The following is a 22,817-nucleotide window of genomic DNA, read 5'->3' as shown; positions in this document are numbered from 1 at the left end:
ACGCTGTGTTTATTTGGCAACAGCGTGATTGCGCGCGCCCGCGCCACCCCCTAACACCGCGCCATGTTCCTTTCCCGATATGAACGCATGATCGCGCGCCGGTACCTGCTGCCGGGCCGGGGCGAGGCCTTTATCGCGCTGGTTGCGTCGATCAGCCTGGTCGCGGTGATGCTGGGCGTCGCCGCTTTGGTCATCGTGATGAGCGTGATGAACGGCTTTCGCGCTGAGCTGTTCGACAAGATCACCGGCCTGAACGGTCATGCGGTGGTGCAGGGCTATGGCGGCCAGCTGCGCGATTGGCGTGAAGTGGTGGCCGAGGCGCGCAAGACGCCGGGCGTGACGACAGCCACACCGCTGATCGAACAGCCGTTGATGGCGAGCTTCCAGGGCCGGGTCGAAGGCGTGCTGATTCGCGGCATGACGGTAAGCGACCTGCGCGCGAACCCGACGCTCAACCGCAATGTGGTGATGGGCCGCATGGCGGATCTGACGCCCGACTGTGAATGTGTCGCGATCGGATCGCGCCTCGCCATGACGCTCGGCGCGTCGCTGGGCAGTAGCGTGCAGCTGATCAGCCCGCAGGGGCCATCGACCCCGTTCGGCACCATCCCGCGAATCGTGTCGTACCGGGTTGCCGCGATCTTTGAGGTCGGGGTCTATGATTACGACAAGGCGTTCGTTGTCATGCCGATGGAGACCGCGCAGACACTGCTGCTGATGGGCGATTCGGTCAGCATGGTCGAGATCGACACTGAGGACCCCGACCGCGTCGGCGAAATCCTTGCGCCACTGCAACAGAAGGTGGTGCAGAGCGCGCAGCTGTCCGACTGGCGCACGCTCAACGCGACGTTGTTCGAGGCGCTGGCGGTCGACCGGCTGGTGACCTTCACAGTGCTGTCGATCCTCATCCTGGTCGCGGTGTTCAACATCCTGTCGTCGCTGATCATGCTGGTGCGCGCCAAGACCCGCGACATCGCGATCCTGCGAACGATGGGCGCGACGCGGAGCGGGCTGATCAAGATTTTCGTGACGGTGGGGACCGCCATCGGCGGCTTGGGGATCGTTGCCGGGCTGATCCTCGGGTTTATCCTGCTTTATTTCCGGCAGGGGGTGCTGAGCTTCGTTGGCTTCATCACCGGGCAGGAAATCTGGGATCCTTCAATGCGTTACCTCACCGAATTGCCCGCCAAGACCGATCCTGTGGAGGTCGCCAGCATCGCGCTGATGGCGCTGGGGTTCAGCTTCCTCGCCACGCTCTATCCCGCGTTCAAGGCGGCGAGCACCGATCCGGTCCAGGTATTGCGCTATGAGTGAGTTCGTTCTCCAGACGCAGGGCCTGCGCCGGTCGTTCGTGCAGGGCGAGGCCACGATCGAGGTGCTGCGCGGCATCGACCTGACCGTCGCACCGGGCGAGATCGTCGCGCTGTTGGGGCCGTCAGGCTCGGGCAAGTCGACGCTGTTGCAGGCGGTCGGCCTGCTTGAAGGCGGGTTCGAGGGTTCGATCCGGATTGCCGGGATCGAGGTGGCGAAGCTCGAAAGCCATGAGCGCACGCTGACGCGGCGCGACAAGCTCGGTTTCGTCTATCAGTTTCACCATTTGCTGCCCGATTTCGACGCGACCGAGAATGTCGTGCTGCCGCAGTTGATCCAGAATGCGACCCATGCCGCTGCGCGGGCACGGGCGGAGGGGCTGCTGACCGCGCTGGGCCTTGGCCACCGGCTGACGCATCGCCCGAGCCAGCTGTCGGGCGGCGAGCAGCAGCGCGTCGCAGTCGCCCGCGCGCTCGCCAACCGCCCGGCGCTGGTGCTGGCGGATGAGCCGACCGGCAATCTGGACGAGAAGACCGCCGATGTGGTGTTCGCCGAACTGCTGCGGCTTGTGCGCGGCGAGGGGGCGGCAGCGCTGATCGCGACGCATAACGAACGGCTGGCGGCCAGGATGGACCGCGTAGTGCGGTTGCATGAGGGATTGCTGGAGGAAACGGCATGACGACGATCACTGAAATCCCTGTCACGACCGCAAGCGGCGCGCTGGCCGACCTGTCGGAATTCGCCGGCAAGGTGTTGCTGATTGTCAACGTCGCGTCGAAATGCGGGTTCACGCCGCAATATACTGGGTTGGAGGAACTGCACCGCCGCTATGGCGAGCGCGGGTTCGAGGTGCTGGGGTTCCCGTGTAACCAGTTCGGCGCGCAGGAGCCGGGCGACGCGGCGGAGATCGCGAATTTCTGTTCGCTGACCTATGATGTGACCTTCCCGGTGTTCGGCAAGGTCGACGTCAATGGCGCGGATGCCGCGCCGCTGTATCGCTGGCTCAAAAGCCAGGCGCCGGGGCTGTTTGGGACCGAGGGGATCAAGTGGAACTTCACCAAGTTCCTGATCGACCGCGAGGGGAATGTGGTCGAGCGCTATGCCCCGCAGACGAAGCCCGAGGATATCGCGGCGGATATCGAGAAGCTGCTTTAGGCGCTCTTGGCACCTTCTTCTCTCACGCGAATACCGCGTCACCCCCGCGAAAGCGGGGGCCCATCTCCCGGACCATTCAAAATCGCGCCGGTGCGATGCGCGGCAACCGCAGGAGATGGGCCCCCGCTTTCGCGGGGGTGACGATAGGGTTTCAACGCGATTAGCTGTGGACAAACAGCTCGCTCGCTTTGCCCTCCCGCGATCGGGTCCATATAACCACCCTTATGCCTCATTCCGGTTTCGTGCCCCTTCGCGTCTTTTCCGCCTACACGATGCTGGAGGGCGCGATCGAGCCGAAGGCGATTGCTTCGCGGGCGCGGGAGCTGGGTTTTCCGGCGGCGGGGCTGTGTGATCGCAACGGGCTGTATGCCGCGATGCCCTATTCCGATGCTGCCAAGAAGGCGGGGGTTCAGCCGATCATCGGGTCGCTGCTCTGCGTCGAGCGGCCCGACATGCCCGATGGCGTGACCCCGCCGCTCGACTGGCTGGCGCTGTTTGCGCAGGATGCGGCGGGGTATGAAAATCTCTGCCACCTCGTGTCGATGGCGCATCTCGACCGGCCGATCGAGAAGGACGCGCACGTCCCGTTCGCAGCGCTGGAGGGGCGGACCGACGGGCTGATCGCGCTTACGGCCGGGCGCGAGGGCGGGCTGACGCGGCTGTTCGCCGAGGAGCAGGACGAAGCGGCTTTCGCCTATGCCGACCGGCTGCAGGCGCTGTTCGGCGACCGGCTGTATATCGAGATCATTCGGCGGCTGGATGAGATCGAGGCGCGTGCCGAGCCGCGGTTGCTTGAGCTGGCTTATGACCGCGGCATTCCGATCGTCGCGACCAACCCGGCCTGCTATGCCGTGCCCGATTTCCATCAGGCGCATGACGCAATGCTGTGCATTGCCGGCTCAGCCTATGTCGCGAGCGACGATCGCCAGCGCTCCTCACCTGATGCGTGGATGAAGCCCGCGACCGAGATGAAGCGGCTGTTCGACGATCTGCCCGAGGCGATCGACAACACGCTGGTCGTCGCGCAGCGCTGCGCCTTTGCCGCGCCGAAGCGCAAGCCGATCCTGCCCAGCCTCGCCGGCGATATCGAGGGGGAGGCGGCGCAGTTGCGCGCCGATGCGCGTGCGGGGCTCGAGGCGCGACTTGAAGTTGCCGGGATCACCGAGCCGGCCAAGCGCCAGGAATATTTCGACCGGCTGGCGTTCGAGACCGACATCATCGTGCAGATGGGGTTCCCCGGTTACTTCCTGATCGTCGCGGACTTCATCAAATGGGCCAAGGCGAACGGGATTCCGGTGGGGCCGGGGCGCGGTTCGGGCGCGGGCAGCGTGGTCGCCTGGGCGCTGACCATCACCGATCTCGATCCGCTGGCGCTGGGGCTGCTGTTCGAGCGCTTCCTGAACCCGGAACGTGTGTCGATGCCCGACTTCGACATCGATTTCTGCGAAACGCGGCGTGGCGAGGTGATCCGCTACGTCCAGGCGAAATACGGGCGCAATCAGGTCGCGCAGATCATCACATTCGGAACGATGAAGGCGCGCGCGGTGCTCAAGGACACCGGGCGCGTGCTGCAGATGAGCTATGGGCAGGTCGATCGCCTCGCGAAGCTGGTGCCGAACCACCCGACCGATCCGTGGACGCTGTCGCGATCGCTGAACGGCGTCGCCGAGTTCAAGGCGGAATATGACGGCGCGACCGACGTCCGCCACCTGATCGACCTGGCCATGCGGCTGGAAGGGCTGCCGCGTCACTCGTCCACCCACGCGGCGGGCGTGGTGATCGGCGACCGCCCGCTGGCCGAGCTCGTGCCGCTCTACCGCGATCCGCGCTCGGACATGCCGGTGACCCAGTTCGACATGAAATATGTCGAGGGCGCCGGGCTGGTGAAGTTCGACTTTCTCGGCCTGAAGACGCTGTCGGTGCTGCAAAAGGCGGTCGACCTGCTCGCCGCGCGCAATATCAGCATCGACCTGGCCGCGCTCGGCTGGGACGATCCGGCGGTGTACGAGCTGCTCCAGCGCGGTGAGACGGTCGGCGTGTTCCAGCTCGAATCCGAAGGGATGCGGCGCACGCTGACGGCGGTCCGGCCGACCAATTTCGGCGACATCATCGCGCTCGTCTCGCTCTACCGCCCGGGTCCGATGGACAATATCCCGATGTTCGGGCGGCGTAAGCAGGGGCTGGAGCCGATCGAATATCCGCACCCGCTGCTGGAGGGGATCCTCAAGGAAACCTACGGGATCTTCGTCTATCAGGAACAGGTGATGCAGGCCGCGCAGATCCTGGCCGGCTATTCGCTCGGCGGCGCGGACTTGCTGCGCCGCGCGATGGGCAAGAAGATCAAGGCGGAGATGGACGCGCAGCGCGCGCTGTTCGTCGAGGGCTGTGCCAAGGTCAACAACATCTCCGAAGCCAAGGCCAACGAGTTGTTCGACTTGATCGACAAGTTCGCCGGGTACGGATTCAACAAGTCGCACGCGGCGGCCTATGCGCTGCTCGCCTATCACACGGCCTGGCTGAAAGCGCATTATCCGCACGAATTCTATGCCGCGTCGATGTGCTTCGAACTTGGCCAGACCGAGAAATTGGCGGTGTTCGTCGAGGATATGAAGCGGCTCGGCACCCCCTGCCTGCCGCCCGACATCAATGCCAGCGAGGCGGAGTTTTCGGTGGCCGAACATGGCGACGGCTTTGCCGTGCGCTATGCGCTGGCCGGCCTGAAGGGCGTCGGTGAGCGGGCGATGGAGCTGGTGGTCGAGGAGCGTCAGGCCAAGGGGCGGTTCCAGAGCCTGGACGATTTCGCGCGGCGGGTCGATCCGCGGCTGCTGAACAAGCGTCAGGTCGAGGCGCTGGCGGGGGCGGGGGCGTTCGACAGCGTCGCGCCGGATCGCGCCAAGGTGCATGCCGCCGCCGAGACGATCATGGCGGTGGCGCAGCGCACGCACGAGAACCGCACCAGCGGGCAGGGCGGCCTGTTTGGCGAAGCCGAGCCGGTCGGATCGGCAATCCAGCTGCCCAAGAGCGCGCACTGGACATTGGGCCAGCGGATCGAGGCGGAGAAAGAGGCGTTCGGCTTCTTCTTCTCGGCGCATCCGCTCGATCGCTACCAGCATCTCGCCCGGCTGCATTCGGCGCGCAGCATTGCCAGCCTCAACGAGATCGAGATTGCCGAGGGCGGGCGTGCCGGGGCGACGATCGCCGCGCTGATCGAGGATGCGCGCTGGCGCACCTCCGCGCGGGGTAAGCGTTACATGATGGCGACGCTGTCCGACGCGAGCGGGACGGTGCCGTGCACCTGTTTCGAGGAGTTTACCGCCAAGGAGATGGAGGATGCGGCGCGCGTTGGCGGCTGCGGTATCCTGACGGTCGAGCTCGACCGGCGGCCGGGCGAGGACAGCGCGCGCGTGACGGTGCGCAAGGTCCAGCCGTTCGAGGGCATGGCGAAGGACGTGCGGCTGACGCTGCGGATGGCGGTGCGTGAGGCCGGCGCTCTGGCGGCGGTCGCGAAATTGCTGGAGGACGCGCGCGGCGGGCGGTGCGAGGTGGTGATCGACGCGCCGCTTCCCGATGGTGGCGAAGCGGAATTGGTGCTGGGGCGCAATTTCAGGCTCGACGGCGAACTAGCAACGCGGATCGAGGGACTGCCGGGGATCGAGCGCGCCGAACTCAAGCCGACCGAACAGCCGAGACTGGCGCTGGCGAGCTGACGCGCCTTCCCCTTGCATCCCCGCGCTCGAACGGACAGGATGGCCTTACGAATACGGAAAGCCGTACAAATAAGGAGAGAGTGATGCTGGGCGCGATGCAGGATTTCGAGCTTCGGGTACCTCGGGTGATCGAGCATGCCGAGCGCGAATATGGATCGCGCGAAATCATCAGCCGCTGGGCCGATGGCAGCGAGACCGTGACCAACTGGGCCGGAATTGCGCGGGATTCGCGCAAGCTGGCGCAGGCTTTGGAGCGGCGCGGCATCAAGCCGGGCGATCGCGTCGCGACGCTGGCGATGAACCACAGCCGCCATTTGGTCGCATGGCATGGCACGATCGGCATGGGCGGCATCGTCCACACGATCAACCCGCGCCTGTTCGAGGATCAGCTCGCCTATATCGGGAACCATGCCGAGGATCGCGTGCTGATCTATGACCGCATGTTCCAGCCGATCGTCGACAAGCTGAAGCCGCAATGGAAGACGATCGAGCATTATATCGTGTTCGATGGCGACGGCCCCGACAGCTTCGAGGCGGTGATCGGCGCGGAGGACGGCAATTACAGCTGGGTCGAGGGTGACGAGCGCGAGCCGTGCATGCTCTGCTACACCAGCGGCACGACGGGTAACCCCAAGGGCGTGCTCTACACCCACCGCTCATCGATGATCCATGCGATGGCGGAGCTGCAGCCAGCCGTCTTTGACCTGTCGACCCAGTCGGTCGTGCTGCCGGTGGTGCCGATGTTCCATGCGGTCGGCTGGGGCCTGCCGTTCGCCGCGCCGATGGCGGGGGTGAAGCTGGTCATGTCGGCGGTGAATGACGGCAAGACGCTGTGCGATCTGATGAACCGCGAGCGGGTGACGCATACCGCGGGGGTGCCGACCGTGTGGTTTGCGATGTTCCAGCACATGGATGCGACAGGCGAAGCGCCGCAGCATCTGAAGGTGGTGACGATCGGCGGATCGGCCGCGCCGCGGGCGATGATCGAGCGGATCATGAAGATGGGGGCACGGGTCAACCACGCCTGGGGCATGACCGAAACCTCGCCAATCGGGACGATGGGCGCGCCGACGCACGACTGGGACGATCTGAGCTTTCAGCAGAAGGTCGAAAAGACGGTGTTTCAAGGGCGCGCGCCCTTCGGTGTCGAGCTGCGCACGGTCGATGAGGATGGCACGATCCTGCCACGCGATGGCGTCAGCTCGGGTCGGCTGCAGATCAGGGGGCCGTGGATCATCAAGCAATATTTCCAGGACACGAACGGCCCGTGTCTGACCGAAGATGGGTGGTTCGATACCGGCGACGTCGCGGTCCTGCATCCCGACGGGATCATGCAGATTACCGACCGCGCCAAGGATGTGATCAAGTCGGGCGGCGAGTGGATCAGCTCGGTCGAGCTGGAAAATGCCGCGGTCGGCTGTCCCGGCGTTGCCGAAGCGGCGGCGATCGGCATCTATCACCCCAAATGGGACGAACGTCCGCTGCTGCTGGTGGTGCGCAAGCCGGGGAGCGATGTCACGGCGATGCAGGTGCAGCAGCATCTGGCGACCCAGGTCGCGAAATGGTGGCTGCCCGACGAGATCCGTTTCGTCGAATCGCTGCCGCACACCGCGACGGGCAAGCTGCTCAAGACGGCGTTGCGCGAGCAATATCGCGACTTCCGCTTTGCGGCGGCGGAGTGACCCGCCGCCGGTAGCGGTTCAGGCTCGGCGTTTCTGAAACGGACGGGGCAAGGTCCCGAGCGTGGCGGCGGCAACCAGTGCGACGAGCAACCCGATCGGGAGAATTTCGGTCAGTGTGATCAGCACGCGGAACAGCGGGTTGGCATAGAGTCCCTGCATCTGCGCCATCTTTGCCTGAAGCGCGGCAAGCTCACTTGGTGTGGCACCCGCCGCGCGTTCTTCCTCAAGCATCTTGGCGCTCATCTCCGCGATGAAATCACCGCCATTGATCGCGAGCACCGCCTCCCACGCGACGACGTAGAACAGGCTTGCGATGAGCGCGATCGCCACGCCCATGCCGAGCGCGGGCAGGAAGCGGATGACGCCGCCCTTATGGTCGTCGCGATGCCGCTTCACCGCGACGAAGATGGCGGTGAAGGCGATCAGCATGATGAGATAGCCGATCGCCATGCCGACCGCGCCGCTCGGCGGATTGTCGGCCATCAGCGTGCCCATCAGGAACAGGGGAATGGCGACGACGAAACCGGCTATCACGCCATAGGTCAGGATGATGCGTTGCATGGTGGTCCCTCCTTTTGCTTCAGGTCGCGCCAGTTGCGGTCCGCAGCGCGTTTGGAGCAATCGCCCAAAGGGGTGATTTGGCGGCGATCACCCCAATTTCGTTCAGGACAGCAACCCGATCTCCCGCGCCCGCGCGATGGCGTCGGTGCGTCGCCGCGCGCCCAGCTTTTCGAACAGACGCGCGACATGGGTCTTGACCGTGTTGGGCGATACGTCGAGCCGCCGGGCGATTTCCTTGTTCGAATAGCCCGCAGCCAGCTCGACCAGCACCGCCATTTCGCGCTCGCTGACCCCGAGCGATTTGCGTGCGTCCGGGTTGCCGGGCTCGCGCACCGGTGCCGGGCGCCCGATCACCCGCGCACCGACATAGAGACCGACCGCGAGAAAGCCGATCGCGACGAGCAACAGATAGAATTCAAACGACAGCGTCCGGGCCAGCCAACGATAATCGAGCCACTGCAACAGCGCCGCCGCCAGTGCGAGCAGCACGCCGTAAAGCGCGGCGTGTCGCCACCAGTGCAAGTCGGGCCAGCGTCGCTTCTGCATGTGTGCAGCATCACTCCGCGCGCGGAGCAAGGCAAGCGGGAGCGTGTTCAGCCCCGTCGCGACCTCACGATCGACATCTTGTGCGGCTGTATTGATCATGTAATACACATCGGATGCGAAACGTTCGATTGGTCCTCCTGCTCCTGGCTTTGGTCTTCGCGACGCTGGCCCCGTTGGGCGAGGCTGCAGCGCGCGCCGGCAAGGGGCGGACCGATGCGGTGCTCAGCCGCGATAGGAATGGGGCTTGGCTGCTTGAGTACCGCTTCTCTCGCGCGGCACCGGCATGGTTCTTCGTCCGCTCGTCGAATGCTCTAGACGGCAAGCCGTGGCGCGCGCGAAGCTTTCAGATCGAGACGCCGGGCATTCGCCTTGAGCGCATCGGGCATTACGACGTGCTGATCGGAGACGGACGCCCGCTGAGCTATGTCCGCATTCGCGTCACGCCCTATATCGACCCTCTCATTGCAGATTATCAACCGGTGCTCGCCTTCTCCGACGGTGGGGTCGGGGTTTACAGCGATCATCACCTGCTTGCGCCGCTGGCATCGAGCGCCGCCGCGAAGGAGTTGCCACTCGACCTGAACGGATTTCCGTTCGATCAGGTGCCGACGCGACTGACCGTACGCGATCCGGGAAAGACGCTGTTATTGGAGGGCAAGCTATACCGCGACGAGGTGAGGCTGAAGCTCGAAAAGCAGCAAAGCTATATCTATTCCGGGTCCGCGCGCGCGGTCGCGACGCCCGCCTTTGTCGGGATCATCGATCCCGGTCTCCCGCAGTGGACGCGTGACGAACTGGATCGGTTCACGCCGCGTCTGTTCGATTTCTACACCCAGCGTCTGGGTAAGCCGGCGGGTGCGCGGCCGACATTGCTTGCTGCATGGGGTGGCACCGCGTTCAAAGGGGTGTCGCAGGGCGGCAGCGTGCTCGACGGCATGGTGGTGATGAACCTGAAAGGCACTGGGATGGTCGATCCCAAGCCTGCCCTGATCGCCCAGACGCGATGGTTCATCGGGCATGAGGGCGCTCATTTCTGGATGGGCCAGACCGTGCGCGCCAAACGGCGCAGCGAATCATGGATGACCGAGGGCGCCGCCGACCTGATGGCAGTGCGCGCCTTGGCCCATTACGACCCGGCCTATGATGTTCGCGCACGGCTGCAGCGTTCGATCGACGGGTGCATCACGGTCAATGGTAGCAAGCCGCTATCGGGTGCGCTGGAGCGCGGCGAACATCGCGCGAATTACGACTGCGGCGCGGTTCTGATGATGGCGGCCGAAGGGGCTGCGGGCAAGCGTGATCCCAAGAGCGACCTGTTCACGTGGCTGCAAACCCTGATCGAACCGAACCGGAAAGCGGGACTGGTGACTGCCCACGACTGGATCGGCGCATTCACAGCGGTCGGCGGGGTGGGCGCAGCGGAGGTGCGGACGTTCCTCGACAGGGGCGTGCCCGACCCGGCGGCGTTCATCGCCGAGCTGCTGGAAGCCAATGATGTCGCGGTCCGCCGCGACGGCGCTCGCGTTATCCTGACCTAGAACAACTCGCCCTGATCCCCGGCGGGTGGGCGAAACAGGTCGCGGCGGAGCGGAGGGAAGGGCTGATCGAGTCCGAACCGTTTGGCCGCGATTCTGAACCGGGTGCGCAGCAGTTCCGCCCAGGGTCCCTGACCGCGCATGCGGGTGTGGAAATTGGGGTCGTTGTCGCGCCCGCCGCGCAGGGACTGGATCGTTGCCATCACCTTTGCCGCGCGGTCGGGGAAATGTTCGTCCAGCCAGGCGCGGAACAGCGGTGCGACTTCGTGCGGCAGACGGACCGGGAGGTAGAAACAGCCGAGCGCTCCCGCTTCCGCAGCACGCTCCATGATGTGTTCGATCTCGTGGTCGGTGATCGCCGGAATGACGGGGGAAAGCGAAACGAAGGTCGGGATGCCTGCTGCGCGCAGCCTTGCCACGGCGGCGAGGCGGCGTTCGGGGTGCGGCGCGCGGGGCTCCACCGTCATCGCAACCTTGGGATCGAGCGAGGTGACGGACAGCATCACCGCCGCGAGTCCCCTTGCCGCCATCGGCCCGAGCAAGTCGATGTCGCGGGTTACCCGGTCGGACTTGGTCGTGATGGTAATCGGGTGGTTGCACTCGGCCAGAACCGTAATGCACTCGCGCGTGATCCGCCAGGTCGCCTCAATCGGCTGGTAAGGATCGGTATTGGTGCCGAATGCGATCGGTTCACAGACATAGCCGCGCTTCGCGAGCGCGGCGCGGAGCAGCGTGGGGGCATCGGGCTTGGCGAACAGCTTCGTCTCGAAGTCCAGCCCCGGGGACAGGTCATGCCAGGCATGGGTCGGTCGCGCGAAGCAATAGATGCAGCCATGCTCGCACCCGCGATAGGGGTTCACCGATCGGTCGAACGGGATATCCGGCGACTGGTTGCGCGACAGAATCGTACGCGGATGCTCGACGGTGACAGTGGTGCGCAGCGGGGGCGCTGCTCCGTCGATATCGTCGCGCGCGTCCAGCCAGTCGCCGTCCGCTTCGCGCGCAGGAAGCGCGAAGCGGCTGCTCGCGCGATTGTGCGTCGCGCCGCGGGCGGGGCGGGGGTCGGACATCGCCCGGCACTACACCCGCAGTGGAAACAAAACAAGAACATATCGGTGTCTGGACCTGTTTTGCGCCCGATTTAAATTGGTTGACCGGTGCACCTTACCCGCACCAGATCTGTTCGGGTCGTTAAAGTGGGGGAATCGATGCGCCGCCTTTACCTGCCTGCCAGCTTGTTTTGCCTTGCTGCGTTTACCGCTCCGGCAGCTGCCGAGGACAAAGAGCCCTGCGCAGCTGAAATGGTGTGCGCGAGCAATCCGAAGTCCGTCGTCGAGGCGTTTCGGGAGGCGGGGTACAAGGCCAAGCTGCAGGTCGACAATCAAGGCGATCCGCTGATCGAGAGCGGCGCAGCAGGGTATAATTTCGACACGCTGTTCTACGGCTGTGCGGAGACTAAGGCGTGCGATTCGCTGCAGTTTCGTGTGACGTTCGTGAAGGAACCGGAAAACACGGCCGAATTGGCGAACAAGTGGAATTCGGTGAAGCGCTTTTCCCAGATGCGGGTGAACGACGAGGGGCAACTGATCGTGAACTGGGACGTGACCACGATCGGCGGCCTGAACAAGAAGAACTTTTCAGATGTGCTGGCGACGTGGGAGGCGGTGCTGGGTGATCTGGGCAAGTTTTTCGACGAGAATATTCCGCCAAAGCCAACGGCAAAAAGCTGAGGGCGACGCCTAGCGCTCGCGCAGGCGCGGCATCAATTCGACGAAATTGCAGGGGCGGTGACGGATGTCGAGCTGGCTCGCCAAGATGCCGTCCCAGCCGTCCTTGACCGCGCCGGTCGATCCGGGAAGCGCGAAGATGTAGGTGCCGCGCGCGACGCAGGCGGTGGCGCGCGACTGGATCGTGGACGTGCCGATCTTGGCATAGCTGAGCCAACGGAACAGTTCGCCAAAGCCGGGGATCATCTTGTCGGCGACCCGCTCCAGCGCTTCGGGCGTGACATCGCGACCGGTGACGCCGGTGCCGCCGGTGGTGATGATGCAGTCGACCTGTTCGTCGTCGATCCAGGCATGCAGCTTACCGACGATCAGGTCGGGGTCGTCGGCAACGATGGCGCGGTCGGCGAGAGCATGGCCCGCCCCGGTCAGCCGTTCGACCAGCGTATCGCCCGAGCGGTCATCCGCGTGGGTCCGGGTATCGGAGACGGTGAGGATTGCGATCCGGACGGGGCGGAACGCGATGCTGCCGTCAATTGGCACTGGTGACGCGGTCGTCCTGCGGGATCGACGCGGTCATCCGCACTGCCGACGCCCCGTTGCTGCCCGGCACCTTGGGCCACAGCCCCTGGCTCATCGCCGCGCGGCTGCTGCTCTCGCGCCCGGCATGTTTTTCATACATCCAATAGTTGCGCAGCACGGTCATCACATAGCCGCGCGTTTCCCAATAGGGGATGCTTTCGATGTACAGCAGCGGATCGCCCTTGTCGCGGATCTGGACGTTCCAGTTCGTCACGGGAGTCGGTCCGGCATTATAGGCGGCGATGACCTTGGGCAGCAGGCCACCGGTGAACGCCTGATCGCGCAGCTGTTCGATATAGGACTGGCCAACCTCGATATTCGTCGAGGGGCGGGTAAGGTCGGCGCGGCCGATGGTGACGCCGCGCTTGCGGGCGATGTCGGTGGCGGCGGCGGGCATGATCTGCATCAGGCCATAGGCACCGGCCGGGCTCTGCACCTTGGCGTCGAAGCGCGATTCCTGCAGCGTGTGCGCGAACACCAGCGCCTTGTCGACGCGCCAGCCGCCATCGGGGGTCCAGTCGGGCGCGGGGTAGCGTGCTTCTTCGACCGGGCGCGCGCCGACCGGGCAATTGTGGGTCAGCCAGAGCTGGGTGGCGGGCAGGCCGAGTCGACCGGCGAGGCGAGTGAGCGACCCATGTTCGCGCGCGTCACCAATCTTCGACTGATGCTTGATGACGTCGCTCGCCAGCGAATCCTCACCGATCTCCGCCAGTGCGGCAGCGACGCGGACATTGGGGCGGCGGTCGAGCGCCTTCCAGTCGGCGGCGACGAATTTCTCGGCGCGCACGGGCGCTTCCTTCATGCCCAGCGCCTGACGCGCGAGCATGCCGTAAAAGGTCTCGTCATGCTGCGCCGCGCTCTTCAGGCGGGTGCTGACCAGGTCGGGGCGGCCGCATGCCATGTCGGCGCGCGAGGCCCAGTACAGGCCGGCGGTGCGCTTTTCGGTGTCGGCGGCGCGTTGCGCAACGGCGGTGAACGCAGCCTGCGCACCGGCGCAGTCATTCTGGCGCCACGCGGCGAGGCCCTGAACCCAATCGGCCAGCGGCGCGAACTCGCCGCTCCCGGTCTGCGCCAGTGCGGCAACGCGGCGGGCATCGGCGTCGCGACCGGTCGTGTAGTACATCCACGCGATCCGCTGCCGCCATTCGGTCAGCGTTTCCGGGTCGAGGTCGGCCGCGCGGGTATCGAGCAGCGCCTCGGCCCCGGGGGCGTCGTCGAGCTTGATCAGCGGAGCCATGGCGGTCGCCACCTGCGCCGCTGCAGCGTCCGACTTGGCCGAGCGGTAGCGTTTGCGGATCGGCGCACCGGCATGCCAGATCATCCGCTGAGCTGCGGGCAGGCTGGGCAGCTCGCTCGCCCCGCGCAGCTTGGCGAGGCGTGCGATCTGGTCGGCCTGAGGCAGTTCGGGCGCTTCGCCGAGCAGTGCCATCAGCTGCGGCAGCTCAACCTTGGGCGACCCCTTGGCCAGATAGAGTTCGGCGCGCGCGGTGGCATGCAGCAGGCCGGGGCGCATCGCGTCGAGCTTGATCTGAGCATCGGACCAGCGCGCTTCGCGGATCGCGGCGAACACGGCGCGATAAGCCTCGCGCTCTTCGCGGGCGAGCTGAGCGGGAACGCCATCGCTCGCCTCCCGCCGCTCAATTGGGGCTGTTCGTTCGTCCGAGGCATGGGCCGTCAGCGGTGCGATCAATGCACAAGCGGCTAGCAGGATACGCGCAGTCACAGGCTCTGCTCCCCGATTAGCAATTGCAGGTCTTTCCAGGCGTCGGCCTTGGCCGCCGGCTTATTCAACAGAAAGCGCGGATGTCGGATGGCGACGACGTCACATTTACCCCCGGAATAGTTAAATGGCGTTAAACCATCAGCATTTCTGGCTGCGTCAGTCCCGAGAACGGCACGGCTCGTCGCCTGACCGAGCAGCAGGAGCCGCGAAGGCGCTGTCAGTGCGATGTGATGCCGCAGGACTTCACCGAGCTTCTCTTCGAAATCGCGCGGCACCTGACCCGTGATCGGTCGCGCGGCGCAAAGCGGGACCAGATAGATCGACTCGCGCGACTGGCCGATCGCGGCGAGAATTCGGTCGAACAAGCGGCCCGCCGCGCCGTCGAGCAAGGCGGGGACGCTGTCGAACTCCGGCAGATCGGTGACGATCATCAGCGGGGCGGCGAGATTGCCCTCCGCTGCAACGATCGGTTCACCGATCGCGGCTTCGGGCGCGCCGGCGCCATAGCGCCAGTCGAGAAACGCTTCGATCGATGCCGGGAGCGGCGCTTCGGGTTCCGGGCCGGCGTTGGCGACACGAACCGGGGCGTCAGGCTGTGCCGTAGCGGCAGGGCGCGCGGCCCAGTCGCGCGGGTCATCCTCGACGAGCACATCGACGCCCGCGTCGCGCCACCAGTTCAGTGCGCTTGCGGCTTCGGCGCGCCAGTCGGTTGCCCCCTCGATACCCATCGGTTCACAGAGTCATGCCTTGACGCCAGCGTCAATCTGCCTTCATCGGGGGAGGGACGGAACGCGCCGGACACACGACGAGATGTTACGCCGGTGTTCCGAGAGGAGACAGGAAGTGAGCGAACGCGAGTCGATGCCGTATGACGTGGTGATCGTGGGCGCGGGGCCGGCGGGCCTTGCGGCGGCGATCCGGTTGAAACAGCTGGCCAATGAAGCGGGCAGCGAGATCGCGGTCTGCGTGCTCGAAAAAGGGTCCGAGGTCGGCGCGCATATCCTGTCGGGCGCGGTGATCGATCCCAAGGCGCTGGACGAACTGCTGCCCGACTGGCGCGACTCCGGCTGCCCGCTGGCGCAGGTGCCGGTGACCGACAACCAGCATTGGCTGCTGTCGAAAAAGGGCAAATGGGCGATCCCGCACTTCATCACGCCCAAATTCATGCACAATGAGGGCACCTATACCGGAAGCCTCGGCAGCCTGTGCCGCTGGCTGGCCGAACAGGCCGAGGGGCTGGGCGTCGAGATTTTCCCCGGCTTTGCCGCGGCCGAAATCCTTTACCATGAAGACGGGTCGGTGAAGGGCGTTGCGACCGGCGACATGGGCGTGGCGCGCGACGGCACGCGCAAGCATGATTATCAGCCCGGGCTTGAGCTGCATGCCCGCTACACGCTGTTCGGTGAGGGCGTGCGCGGCCATCTGTCGAAGCAGATCCAGCGCCAGTTCGGGCTGTGCGAGGGTGTCGAGCCGCAAATCTATGGCCTTGGCGTCAAGGAATTGTGGGACATCGACCCCGCGCTGCACGAGCCGGGCCAGGTGATCCATACCCAGGGTTGGCCGCTCAACGAGACCGCCGGGTCGAATGGCGGCGGGTTCCTGTACCATCAGGCGAATGGGCAGGTGGCTTTGGGCTTCGTCACCTGGCTCAATTACTCCAACCCCTATCTCTCGCCGTTCCAGGAAATGCAGCGCTGGAAGACGCATCCGGCGATTGCGGAGATCCTGAAGGGTGGCAAGCGCGTCAGCTATGGCGCGCGCGCGATCAGCGATGGCGGGTTGCAGTCGATCCCGAAGCTGGTGTTCCCCGGCGGCGCCCTGATCGGCGACAGCGCGGGCTTCCTCAACGTGCCGCGTATCAAGGGTACGCATGGCGCGATGAAGAGCGGCATGTTGGCGGCTGAGGCAGCCTTCGCGGCGGTCGCTGCCGATCGTTCGGGTGACGAGCTGACCGCCTATCCGGAAGCGTTCGAAGCGAGCTGGCTTTACAAGGAGCTCAGCATCGTTCGCAACGTCGTGCCGCTGGTCAAGAAATTCGGCGACCTCGTCGGCTCCGGCCTCGCCAATGTCACCATGTTCCTCGAAAGCTGGGGCTTCAAAATGCCCTTCACGCTCGGCCACAAGCCCGACCATGAGAGCCTGTGGCGCAAGGATTTGGTCCAGCCGATCGACTATCCCAAGCCCGATGGCGTGCTGACCTTCGACCGCCTCTCGTCGGTGTTCCTGTCGAACACCAACCATGAGGAGGATCAGCCGGTCCATCTGACGCTGAAGGACCCGGACATCCCGGTCGCCTATGACCTGCCGATGTATGACGAGCCGGCGCAGCGTTACTGCCCGGCGGGTGTTTACGAGATTGTCGGCGAGGAAACGGGCGACCCGAAGTTCGTGATCAACGCGCAGAATTGCGTCCACTGCAAGACCTGTGACATCAAGGACCCGACGCAGAATATCAATTGGGTCGTCCCGGAGGGCGGCGGAGGTCCGAACTATCCCAATATGTAAGCATCTCGCCTGGTCTGCTGCGGCGTTGGCGGTCCTGTTGCCCGGGGCGGCGCAGGCCGATCTGGGTGCCTATGTAAAGGCGCGCGCGGCGGCAGCGGATGGTGCGGTCGATACCGCCGCTGCGGGCTATGCCGCTGCGCTCACGGCCGCGCCGGGGGACGAGGTGGTCGCGATCCGTGCGTATCGCAATGCGCTGGCGGCGGGCGATCTGGTGCTGGCGCGACGGGCAGCGGCGGTACTCCTCCGTTCGAACGTGGCCCCGCCGGACACCGCGATCCTTGCCTTCGCCGATGCGGTGCGGTCGAAGAACAAGCTTGCTGCCGACGATGCATTGGGGCGGATCGGGGCCGGGCCACTCGATTTCCTCGCCCCGGTCCTGCGCGCCTGGCTGGCGTTCGACCGCGGGGGCGATCCGTTCCAGTTCCTCGACGCCGCCACGGAGAGCGGACTTAGCCGCCGCTACATCGCCGAGCATCGCGCGTTGCTGTTGCTCGCGTCGAACCGGCGCGATGAAGGGGTGGCGGCGTTGCGCGCTGCGCTGGGGAGCGACCCGGGCAGTATCGACTTGCGCTGGAACGCGGCAAGCCTGTTGGCGGGAATCGGTGACCGGCGTGCGGCGCGCGAATTGCTGGCGGGGGACGATCCCACGATGGTCGGGCTGCGCGAGGCGCTGGTTGCGGCGCGACCCGGCGCTGCGTTCGGGATCAGTCGGCTGCTGACGCGGCTTGCCGCTGATTTGCAGGGGCAGGAGACGCAGACTCTTGCGATCCTGTTGACGCGATCTGCCCTCTCGCTCGACGCTCGCGATGATCGCGCCCGGCTGTTGCTCGCTGCCGCACTGGGTGACGAGGGTGCGATCGACCGGGCGCAGCTCGTGCTGGGGACGATCCGGACCGCAAGCCCATTTTATAGTGCGGCGGTGGCTGAGCAGATCGAATTGCGCCGCAAACAGGGCGATCCCGACCGCGCGCTGGCGCTCGCGCAATCGCTCGCGACCGCACAAGGTGCGAGCCAGCGGGATCTCCGGCGCTATGCCGACCTGCTGGCCGATCAGGGGCGCGATGCCGAGGCCGCGCCGCTCTATGCGGAGGCTCTGGCACGGGCGGGTGCTGAGGCCAACTGGATCCATCATTTGCAGCTTGGCGGTGCCCTCGAACGGGCGGGGGACTGGGCCAGCGCGCTGCCGCATCTGCGCAAAGCCGCGGAGCTGGCACCCGACGAACCGGTGGCGTTGAACTATCTCGGCTATGCGCAAGTCGAGCGCGGGGAAAATCTGACCGCCGCAGTCGCGCTGCTCGAACGCGCCAACCGACTGCGTCCCGATGATCCGGCGATCACCGACTCGCTTGGTTGGGGCTATTTTCGCATCGGCGATCTGGCTCGCGCGCTCCCGTTGCTGGAACAGGCGGCGCAGGGACAGCCGGGCAGCGTGACGATCAACGAGCATCTCGGCGATGCGTATTGGCGCGCCGGGCGGCGGTTCGAGGCGCGCTATGCCTGGCGCGCGGCGTCGATCTATGCCGATGATGCGCAGAAGGCGCGGCTGGCGACCAAACTGGCCGATGGCGTCGTGGAGAGGATGGCGGCAAACTGATCCTGATCGAGCCCGCTCCGGCCAAGCTCAACCTGGCGCTGCACGTGCGGCGGCGGCGGGACGATGGCTATCATGAGCTGGAGACGCTGTTCGCGTTCGTGCGCGATGGCGATTCCCTGTCAATCGCCGAGGCCGAGTCCGACCAGCTGGCGATTGTCGGCCCCTTTGCCGAAGGACTGTCGACCCACGACAACCTTGTGCTCGCCGCGTTGGATGTAATGCGGCAGCCGCCGTTCGGGGGCGTGCCGCCGTTAGCGATCACGCTGGTCAAGAATTTGCCGGTGGCGGCGGGTATTGGGGGCGGCTCCGCCGACGCCGCAGCGATGATCCGGCTGCTTGACCGCCATTACGTGCACAATGGCGACGGGAAGGAGCTGGTGCTGGCGACGGCGCATCTTGGCGCGGACATCGGCGCATGCATCGTCGGACGGACGCGGGTGGGGCGTGGGGTCGGTGCGGATTTGCATATGGCTGGCGACGATCTCGCCGGGTGCCCGGCGCTGTTGGTAAACCCGGGCGTGCCATTGGGGACCGGGCCTGTGTTCCAGGCTTGGGACGGCATCGATCGTGGCCCCCTGCCCGAGGGAAGCGCGCGCGAGATCGCGGTGGCGGGCCGCAACGACCTCGAGAAGCCAGCCATCGCGCTGTGTCCGGTGATCGCCGATGTTCTGGCGGCGCTGCGGGGGACGAATGCGTGGCTGGTGCGGATGTCGGGGTCGGGTGCGACCTGCTTTGCGCTGTTTGACACGATCGAGGATCGGACTGCGGCGGCGCAGGTCATCGGGCAGGTGGCGCCGGGCTGGTGGTGTCTCGAAACGGAACTCGCGTGACACTTATCTGTGCCGAACTGGGGCAGGGCCCGATACCCGGCTCCCTGCGCAGGAGGAGTGGAGCAACTGGCCCCGTTCTTGCCTTGGGATGGCTGCGGGTCATGCGCCGGGAGCGAGACGCCCGTGGGTGGCCCCCGCTTTCGGGCGGGCGCCATCCTCGCCCTTTGGGTCGCCGATGATCCGGCTTCAGTTCGATCAAGCCACCGCGCTGCTGACGCTCGACCGGGGCGGCGCGCGCAATGCACTGCCGATCGCAGCGTGGGACGCGATTGCCGATGCGGCGGCGACGGTGGCGGCGAGCGGCGCGCAAGTGCTGATCGTCGAATCCGCGATGCCCGGCACCTTCTCCGCCGGCGCGGACCTATCCGAATTTCCTGCGCTGATCGCCAACCCGGCACTGCGCACCCGCTTTCGGCTGGCGATGGAGCGCGGGATCGAGGCGCTGGCTGCGCTGCCGATCCCGGTGATCGCTGGAGTGGACGGCGGATGCTTCGGCGCGGCGGTGGCGCTGACGCTCGCATGCGATATCGTCGTCGCCGGCGATGCGGCGCTGCTTGCGACGACGCCGGCGAAGCTCGGCATCGGCTATCCCGCCAGCGATGTCGCACGGTTGCGTGCGCGCGTCGGAGCGGGGCAGGCGGCGCGGATGCTGTTCACCGGCGACCGCATCGACGCGGACGAGGCGCTGCGGATCGGGCTCGCCCATTGCCGTGCAAGCGATGCTGCCGAGCAGGCACGGGCGATGGCCGCGACGATCTGCGCCAACGATCCCGACGCGGTGCGTCTGCTAAAGTCGATCCTGCGCGACCCTTTGGCCTCGGCGCACGATCAGGCGTTCGAGGATGCGTTCGGCGCAACCGGCTTTGCGGAACGCCTCGACGCATTTCTGGGAGGAAAGAGGTGAGCGTGGTGGAGCGGATCGCTGGGACTGGCGATGTGCTGATCCTGTGCGATCACGCCAGCAACCAAGTGCCCGGCGACATCGATCTCGGCATCGATCCGGTTTTGCGCGACAAGCATATCGCGATCGACATTGGTGCGGCGGCGGTAAGCCGGGGGCTGGCCGAGCGGCTGGACGCGCCCGCGCTGCTCGCCACCGTGTCGCGGCTGGTGATCGACCTTAATCGCGAGGTCGATGCGCCCGGCCTGATCCCACACGTCAGCGACGGTCACGCGATCCCGGGCAACGAAGGTGTAGATCGCGCGGAACGGATCGCACGTTTCCACGCCCCCTATCATCGCGCGATTGCGGCGCAGGTGCGCGCGCAGCGCCCGGCGCTGATCGTTTCGGTCCACAGCTTCACCCCAGCGCTCGAGAACGGCATCGCAGCGCCGCGCCCATGGGAGGCCGGCATCCTGTACAACCGCGATGCGCGCGCGGCGCGCCCGGCGATCGACTGGCTGGCGGCGCAGAGCATCGTCACTGGAGACAATGAACCCTATTCGGGTCGCCTGCTCAACGCGACGATGAATCGGCACGCCGAGGGGACGGGAACGCCCTATCTGGGCATCGAAATCCGGAACGACCTGATCTCTGATCCAGCCGGAGTGGCGCGTTGGTGCGAAATTCTCGCAAATCTGGTAACATTCGTGCGCGATCATCTTGCGCAGGGGCGGGCTGCGGCGACATAGGCGCGCCATGACCAACCGTTTCGACAAATCCCGCCTGCCTTCGCGCCACGTCTCCGTCGGGCCGGAGCGCGCCCCGCACCGTAGCTATTATTATGCCATGGGGTTGAGCGAGGAAGAGATCGCCCGCCCGTTCGTCGCGCTCGCCAGCGCCGGCAATGACAGCGCACCGTGCAACACCACGCTGGATGCGCAGGCCGATGCTGCACGTAAGGGCGTGCAGGACAATGGCGGGATGCCACGCCGCTTTAACACGATCACCGTGACCGACGGCATCGCGATGGGGCATCAGGGGATGAAATCCTCGCTCGTCAGCCGGGAAGTCATCGCCGACTCGGTCGAGCTCAGCGTCCGCGGCCATTGCTATGACGCGCTGGTCGGCTTTGCCGGGTGCGACAAGTCGCTGCCCGGGATGATGATGGCGATGCTGCGCCTCAATATCCCGTCGATCTTCGTTTATGGCGGTTCGATCCTGCCCGGCCGTTTCCACGAAAAGGACATCACCGTCGTCGACGTGTTCGAAGTCGTCGGTCGTTTTGCTGCGGGCAACTGCCCGATCAGCGAAGTGCATGCGATGGAGAAGGTCGCGTGCCCCGGTCATGGCGCGTGCGGCGGCCAGTTCACCGCCAACACCATGGCCTGTGTCGGCGAGACGATCGGCCTGTCGCTGCCCAACAGCAACATGGTCCCTGCGCCCTATAGCAGTCGGGAGCAGATCGCGATTGCTGCGGGGTACCAGGTGATGGAGCTGATCGAGCGCAATTTGCGACCGCGCGACATCTGCACACGCGAAGCCTTCATCAATGCCGCACGCGTTGTGGCGGCGACCGGCGGATCGACCAACGCGGCGTTGCACCTGCCCGCAATGGCGCATGAAGCGGGCATCGACTTCGACCTGTTCGACGTTGCAGACGCTTTTAAATCAACACCTTACATCGCTGACCTCAAGCCGGGTGGCAAATATGTGGCAAAGGACATGTACGAGGCAGGCGGCGTGTACATGCTCATGAAGACGATGCTCGCCAATGATCTGCTCGACGGCAATTGCATGACCGTGACCGGCAAGACGCTGGGCGAGAATATCGATCAGGTCACGTGGAACCCGGACCAGAAGGTCATCTACGACGTCAAGACCCCGATCACCCCGACCGGCGGCGTTGTCGGCCTGCGCGGCAGCCTGGCCCCCAATGGCGCGATCGTAAAGGTCGCGGGGATGGCGCGATTGCAGTTCGAGGGGCCGGCGCGCTGCTTCGATTGTGAGGAAGACGCCTTTGCCGCGGTCGAAGCACGGTCGATCCAGGAGGGCGAAGTCGTCGTGATCCGCTATGAAGGGCCGAAGGGCGGGCCGGGCATGCGCGAGATGCTGTCGACCACCGCCGCGCTCTATGGCCTCGGCATGGGTGAGAGGGTCGCGCTGATCACCGACGGACGCTTTTCCGGCGCCACGCGCGGTTTCTGCATCGGCCATGTCGGGCCCGAGGCTGCCGATTGCGGCCCGATTGCGCTGGTCGAGGACGGTGACACGATCCGCATCGACGCCGAGGCTGGGACGATCGACCTGCTCGTCGCTGAAGAGGTGCTGTCCGAGCGCCGAGCGCGCTGGCAGCCGCGAAGCAACGATTATCAGTCGGGCGCGCTGTGGCGCTATGCGCAGAATGTCGGACCTGCCTATAAGGGCGCGGTAACGCATCCGGGGGCGAAGTCCGAAACGCATGTCTTTGCGGATATCTGAA

The 22,817-nt window shown here is 65.7% G+C and carries 19 protein-coding genes; 13 read left to right on the top strand and 6 right to left on the bottom strand.

Translation table 11 applies throughout. The features are described from left to right. Nucleotides 1-63 precede the first annotated feature (63 nt). The 5 genes from ACRYLO_RS06865 to ACRYLO_RS06845 all read left to right on the top strand — a co-directional run bounded on the left by ACRYLO_RS06865 (nt 64) and on the right by ACRYLO_RS06845 (nt 7,855). A complete protein-coding gene (locus ACRYLO_RS06865) occupies nt 64-1,314 on the top strand; it encodes a lipoprotein-releasing ABC transporter permease subunit (RefSeq protein WP_482659476.1) in 1,251 nt (416 codons plus the stop codon). Then, nucleotides 1,307-1,990, top strand: coding sequence for an ABC transporter ATP-binding protein (locus ACRYLO_RS06860; protein ID WP_482659475.1), 684 nt, complete (start codon nt 1,307-1,309; stop codon nt 1,988-1,990). The genes ACRYLO_RS06865 and ACRYLO_RS06860 overlap by 8 nt, the downstream gene beginning before the upstream one ends. After that, on the top strand, nt 1,987-2,466 hold the full coding sequence (locus ACRYLO_RS06855; protein WP_482659474.1) for a glutathione peroxidase: 480 nt from the start codon (nt 1,987-1,989) through the stop codon (nt 2,464-2,466). The genes ACRYLO_RS06860 and ACRYLO_RS06855 overlap by 4 nt, the downstream gene beginning before the upstream one ends. Before the next feature lie 224 nt (nt 2,467-2,690). Continuing rightward, nucleotides 2,691-6,173 (top strand): DNA polymerase III subunit alpha, encoded by a 3,483-nt coding sequence (gene dnaE / locus ACRYLO_RS06850; RefSeq protein ID WP_482659473.1) that lies wholly within the window; start codon nt 2,691-2,693, stop codon nt 6,171-6,173. Between the two features lie 83 nt (nt 6,174-6,256). Beyond that, nucleotides 6,257-7,855 (top strand): long-chain fatty acid--CoA ligase, encoded by a 1,599-nt coding sequence (locus ACRYLO_RS06845; RefSeq protein ID WP_482659472.1) that lies wholly within the window; start codon nt 6,257-6,259, stop codon nt 7,853-7,855. An 18-nt stretch (nt 7,856-7,873) separates the two neighbouring features. Here the strand turns inward: ACRYLO_RS06845 and ACRYLO_RS06840 are convergent, their stop codons facing one another. Both ACRYLO_RS06840 and ACRYLO_RS06835 read right to left on the bottom strand, forming a co-directional pair. Further along, entirely contained in the window at nt 7,874-8,416 is a 543-nt protein-coding gene (locus ACRYLO_RS06840) for a DUF4199 domain-containing protein (protein WP_482659471.1), read from the bottom strand. A gap of 102 nt (nt 8,417-8,518) precedes the next feature. Then, nucleotides 8,519-8,962, bottom strand: a complete 444-nt coding sequence (locus ACRYLO_RS06835; protein ID WP_482659470.1) for a helix-turn-helix transcriptional regulator — start codon at nt 8,960-8,962, stop codon at nt 8,519-8,521. A 128-nt stretch (nt 8,963-9,090) separates the two neighbouring features. On the opposite strand from ACRYLO_RS06835, the gene ACRYLO_RS06830 reads away from it, so the two are divergent. Beyond that, complete coding sequence (locus tag ACRYLO_RS06830; protein WP_482659469.1) at nt 9,091-10,500, top strand: hypothetical protein; 1,410 nt, start codon at nt 9,091-9,093, stop codon at nt 10,498-10,500. Here the strand turns inward: ACRYLO_RS06830 and ACRYLO_RS06825 are convergent. Further along, nucleotides 10,497-11,567: a PA0069 family radical SAM protein gene (locus ACRYLO_RS06825; RefSeq protein ID WP_482659468.1), complete on the bottom strand. Its 1,071-nt coding sequence runs from the start codon at nt 11,565-11,567 to the stop codon at nt 10,497-10,499. The two genes, ACRYLO_RS06830 and ACRYLO_RS06825, sit on opposite strands and share 4 nt — an antisense overlap. Nucleotides 11,568-11,705: 138 nt before the next feature. On the opposite strand from ACRYLO_RS06825, the gene ACRYLO_RS06820 reads away from it, so the two are divergent. After that, complete coding sequence (locus tag ACRYLO_RS06820) at nt 11,706-12,227, top strand: YbjN domain-containing protein (RefSeq protein WP_482659467.1); 522 nt, start codon at nt 11,706-11,708, stop codon at nt 12,225-12,227. Nucleotides 12,228-12,236: 9 nt separating this feature from the next. Here ACRYLO_RS06820 and moaB read toward each other — a convergent pair whose 3' ends face one another. From moaB to ACRYLO_RS06805, 3 genes are read right to left on the bottom strand one after another with little or no spacing between them, the layout of a single operon-like run. Continuing rightward, complete coding sequence (gene moaB, locus ACRYLO_RS06815) at nt 12,237-12,764, bottom strand: molybdenum cofactor biosynthesis protein B (RefSeq protein WP_482659466.1); 528 nt, start codon at nt 12,762-12,764, stop codon at nt 12,237-12,239. Next, nucleotides 12,754-14,526, bottom strand: a complete 1,773-nt coding sequence (locus ACRYLO_RS06810) for a lytic transglycosylase domain-containing protein (protein ID WP_482659465.1) — start codon at nt 14,524-14,526, stop codon at nt 12,754-12,756. The genes moaB and ACRYLO_RS06810 overlap by 11 nt, the downstream gene beginning before the upstream one ends. After that, nucleotides 14,523-15,254, bottom strand: coding sequence for a uracil-DNA glycosylase family protein (locus tag ACRYLO_RS06805; RefSeq protein ID WP_482659464.1), 732 nt, complete (start codon nt 15,252-15,254; stop codon nt 14,523-14,525). Before ACRYLO_RS06805 ends, ACRYLO_RS06810 begins: the two co-directional genes overlap by 4 nt. 115 nt (nt 15,255-15,369) lie before the next feature. On the opposite strand from ACRYLO_RS06805, the gene ACRYLO_RS06800 reads away from it, so the two are divergent. The 6 genes from ACRYLO_RS06800 (at nt 15,370) to ilvD (ending at nt 22,816) form a co-directional block, all read left to right on the top strand. After that, nucleotides 15,370-17,031 (top strand): electron transfer flavoprotein-ubiquinone oxidoreductase, encoded by a 1,662-nt coding sequence (locus ACRYLO_RS06800; protein WP_482659463.1) that lies wholly within the window; start codon nt 15,370-15,372, stop codon nt 17,029-17,031. Between the two features lie 25 nt (nt 17,032-17,056). Continuing rightward, entirely contained in the window at nt 17,057-18,625 is a 1,569-nt protein-coding gene (locus tag ACRYLO_RS06795; RefSeq protein ID WP_482659462.1) for a tetratricopeptide repeat protein, read from the top strand. Then, nucleotides 18,622-19,455, top strand: coding sequence for a 4-(cytidine 5'-diphospho)-2-C-methyl-D-erythritol kinase (locus ACRYLO_RS06790; protein ID WP_482661692.1), 834 nt, complete (start codon nt 18,622-18,624; stop codon nt 19,453-19,455). Before ACRYLO_RS06795 ends, ACRYLO_RS06790 begins: the two co-directional genes overlap by 4 nt. Before the next feature lie 175 nt (nt 19,456-19,630). Further along, complete coding sequence (locus tag ACRYLO_RS06785; protein ID WP_482659461.1) at nt 19,631-20,359, top strand: enoyl-CoA hydratase/isomerase family protein; 729 nt, start codon at nt 19,631-19,633, stop codon at nt 20,357-20,359. After that, a complete protein-coding gene (locus ACRYLO_RS06780) occupies nt 20,356-21,087 on the top strand; it encodes an N-formylglutamate amidohydrolase (RefSeq protein WP_482659460.1) in 732 nt (243 codons plus the stop codon). The genes ACRYLO_RS06785 and ACRYLO_RS06780 overlap by 4 nt, the downstream gene beginning before the upstream one ends. 7 nt (nt 21,088-21,094) lie before the next feature. Further along, complete coding sequence (gene ilvD, locus ACRYLO_RS06775) at nt 21,095-22,816, top strand: dihydroxy-acid dehydratase (RefSeq protein WP_482659459.1); 1,722 nt, start codon at nt 21,095-21,097, stop codon at nt 22,814-22,816. Nucleotide 22,817 lies beyond the last annotated feature (1 nt).

This window comes from Sphingomonas sp. SDUR79, assembly GCF_056821745.1.
Note: the sequence above shows the minus strand (reverse complement) of the source record. Positions and strands in the feature narration are given on the sequence as shown.

Coding starts and splice junctions, on each gene's coding strand:
- ACRYLO_RS06845 (WP_482659472.1), top strand. CDS start 6,257: ATGCTGGGCGCGATGCAGGATTTCGAGCTTCGGGTACCTCGGGTGATC.
- dnaE (WP_482659473.1), top strand. CDS start 2,691: ATGCCTCATTCCGGTTTCGTGCCCCTTCGCGTCTTTTCCGCCTACACG.
- ACRYLO_RS06860 (WP_482659475.1), top strand. CDS start 1,307: ATGAGTGAGTTCGTTCTCCAGACGCAGGGCCTGCGCCGGTCGTTCGTG.
- ilvD (WP_482659459.1), top strand. CDS start 21,095: ATGACCAACCGTTTCGACAAATCCCGCCTGCCTTCGCGCCACGTCTCC.
- ACRYLO_RS06805 (WP_482659464.1), bottom strand. CDS start 15,254: ATGGGTATCGAGGGGGCAACCGACTGGCGCGCCGAAGCCGCAAGCGCA.
- ACRYLO_RS06855 (WP_482659474.1), top strand. CDS start 1,987: ATGACGACGATCACTGAAATCCCTGTCACGACCGCAAGCGGCGCGCTG.
- ACRYLO_RS06865 (WP_482659476.1), top strand. CDS start 64: ATGTTCCTTTCCCGATATGAACGCATGATCGCGCGCCGGTACCTGCTG.
- ACRYLO_RS06785 (WP_482659461.1), top strand. CDS start 19,631: ATGATCCGGCTTCAGTTCGATCAAGCCACCGCGCTGCTGACGCTCGAC.
- ACRYLO_RS06820 (WP_482659467.1), top strand. CDS start 11,706: ATGCGCCGCCTTTACCTGCCTGCCAGCTTGTTTTGCCTTGCTGCGTTT.
- ACRYLO_RS06825 (WP_482659468.1), bottom strand. CDS start 11,567: ATGTCCGACCCCCGCCCCGCCCGCGGCGCGACGCACAATCGCGCGAGC.
- ACRYLO_RS06840 (WP_482659471.1), bottom strand. CDS start 8,416: ATGCAACGCATCATCCTGACCTATGGCGTGATAGCCGGTTTCGTCGTC.
- ACRYLO_RS06835 (WP_482659470.1), bottom strand. CDS start 8,962: ATGCAGAAGCGACGCTGGCCCGACTTGCACTGGTGGCGACACGCCGCG.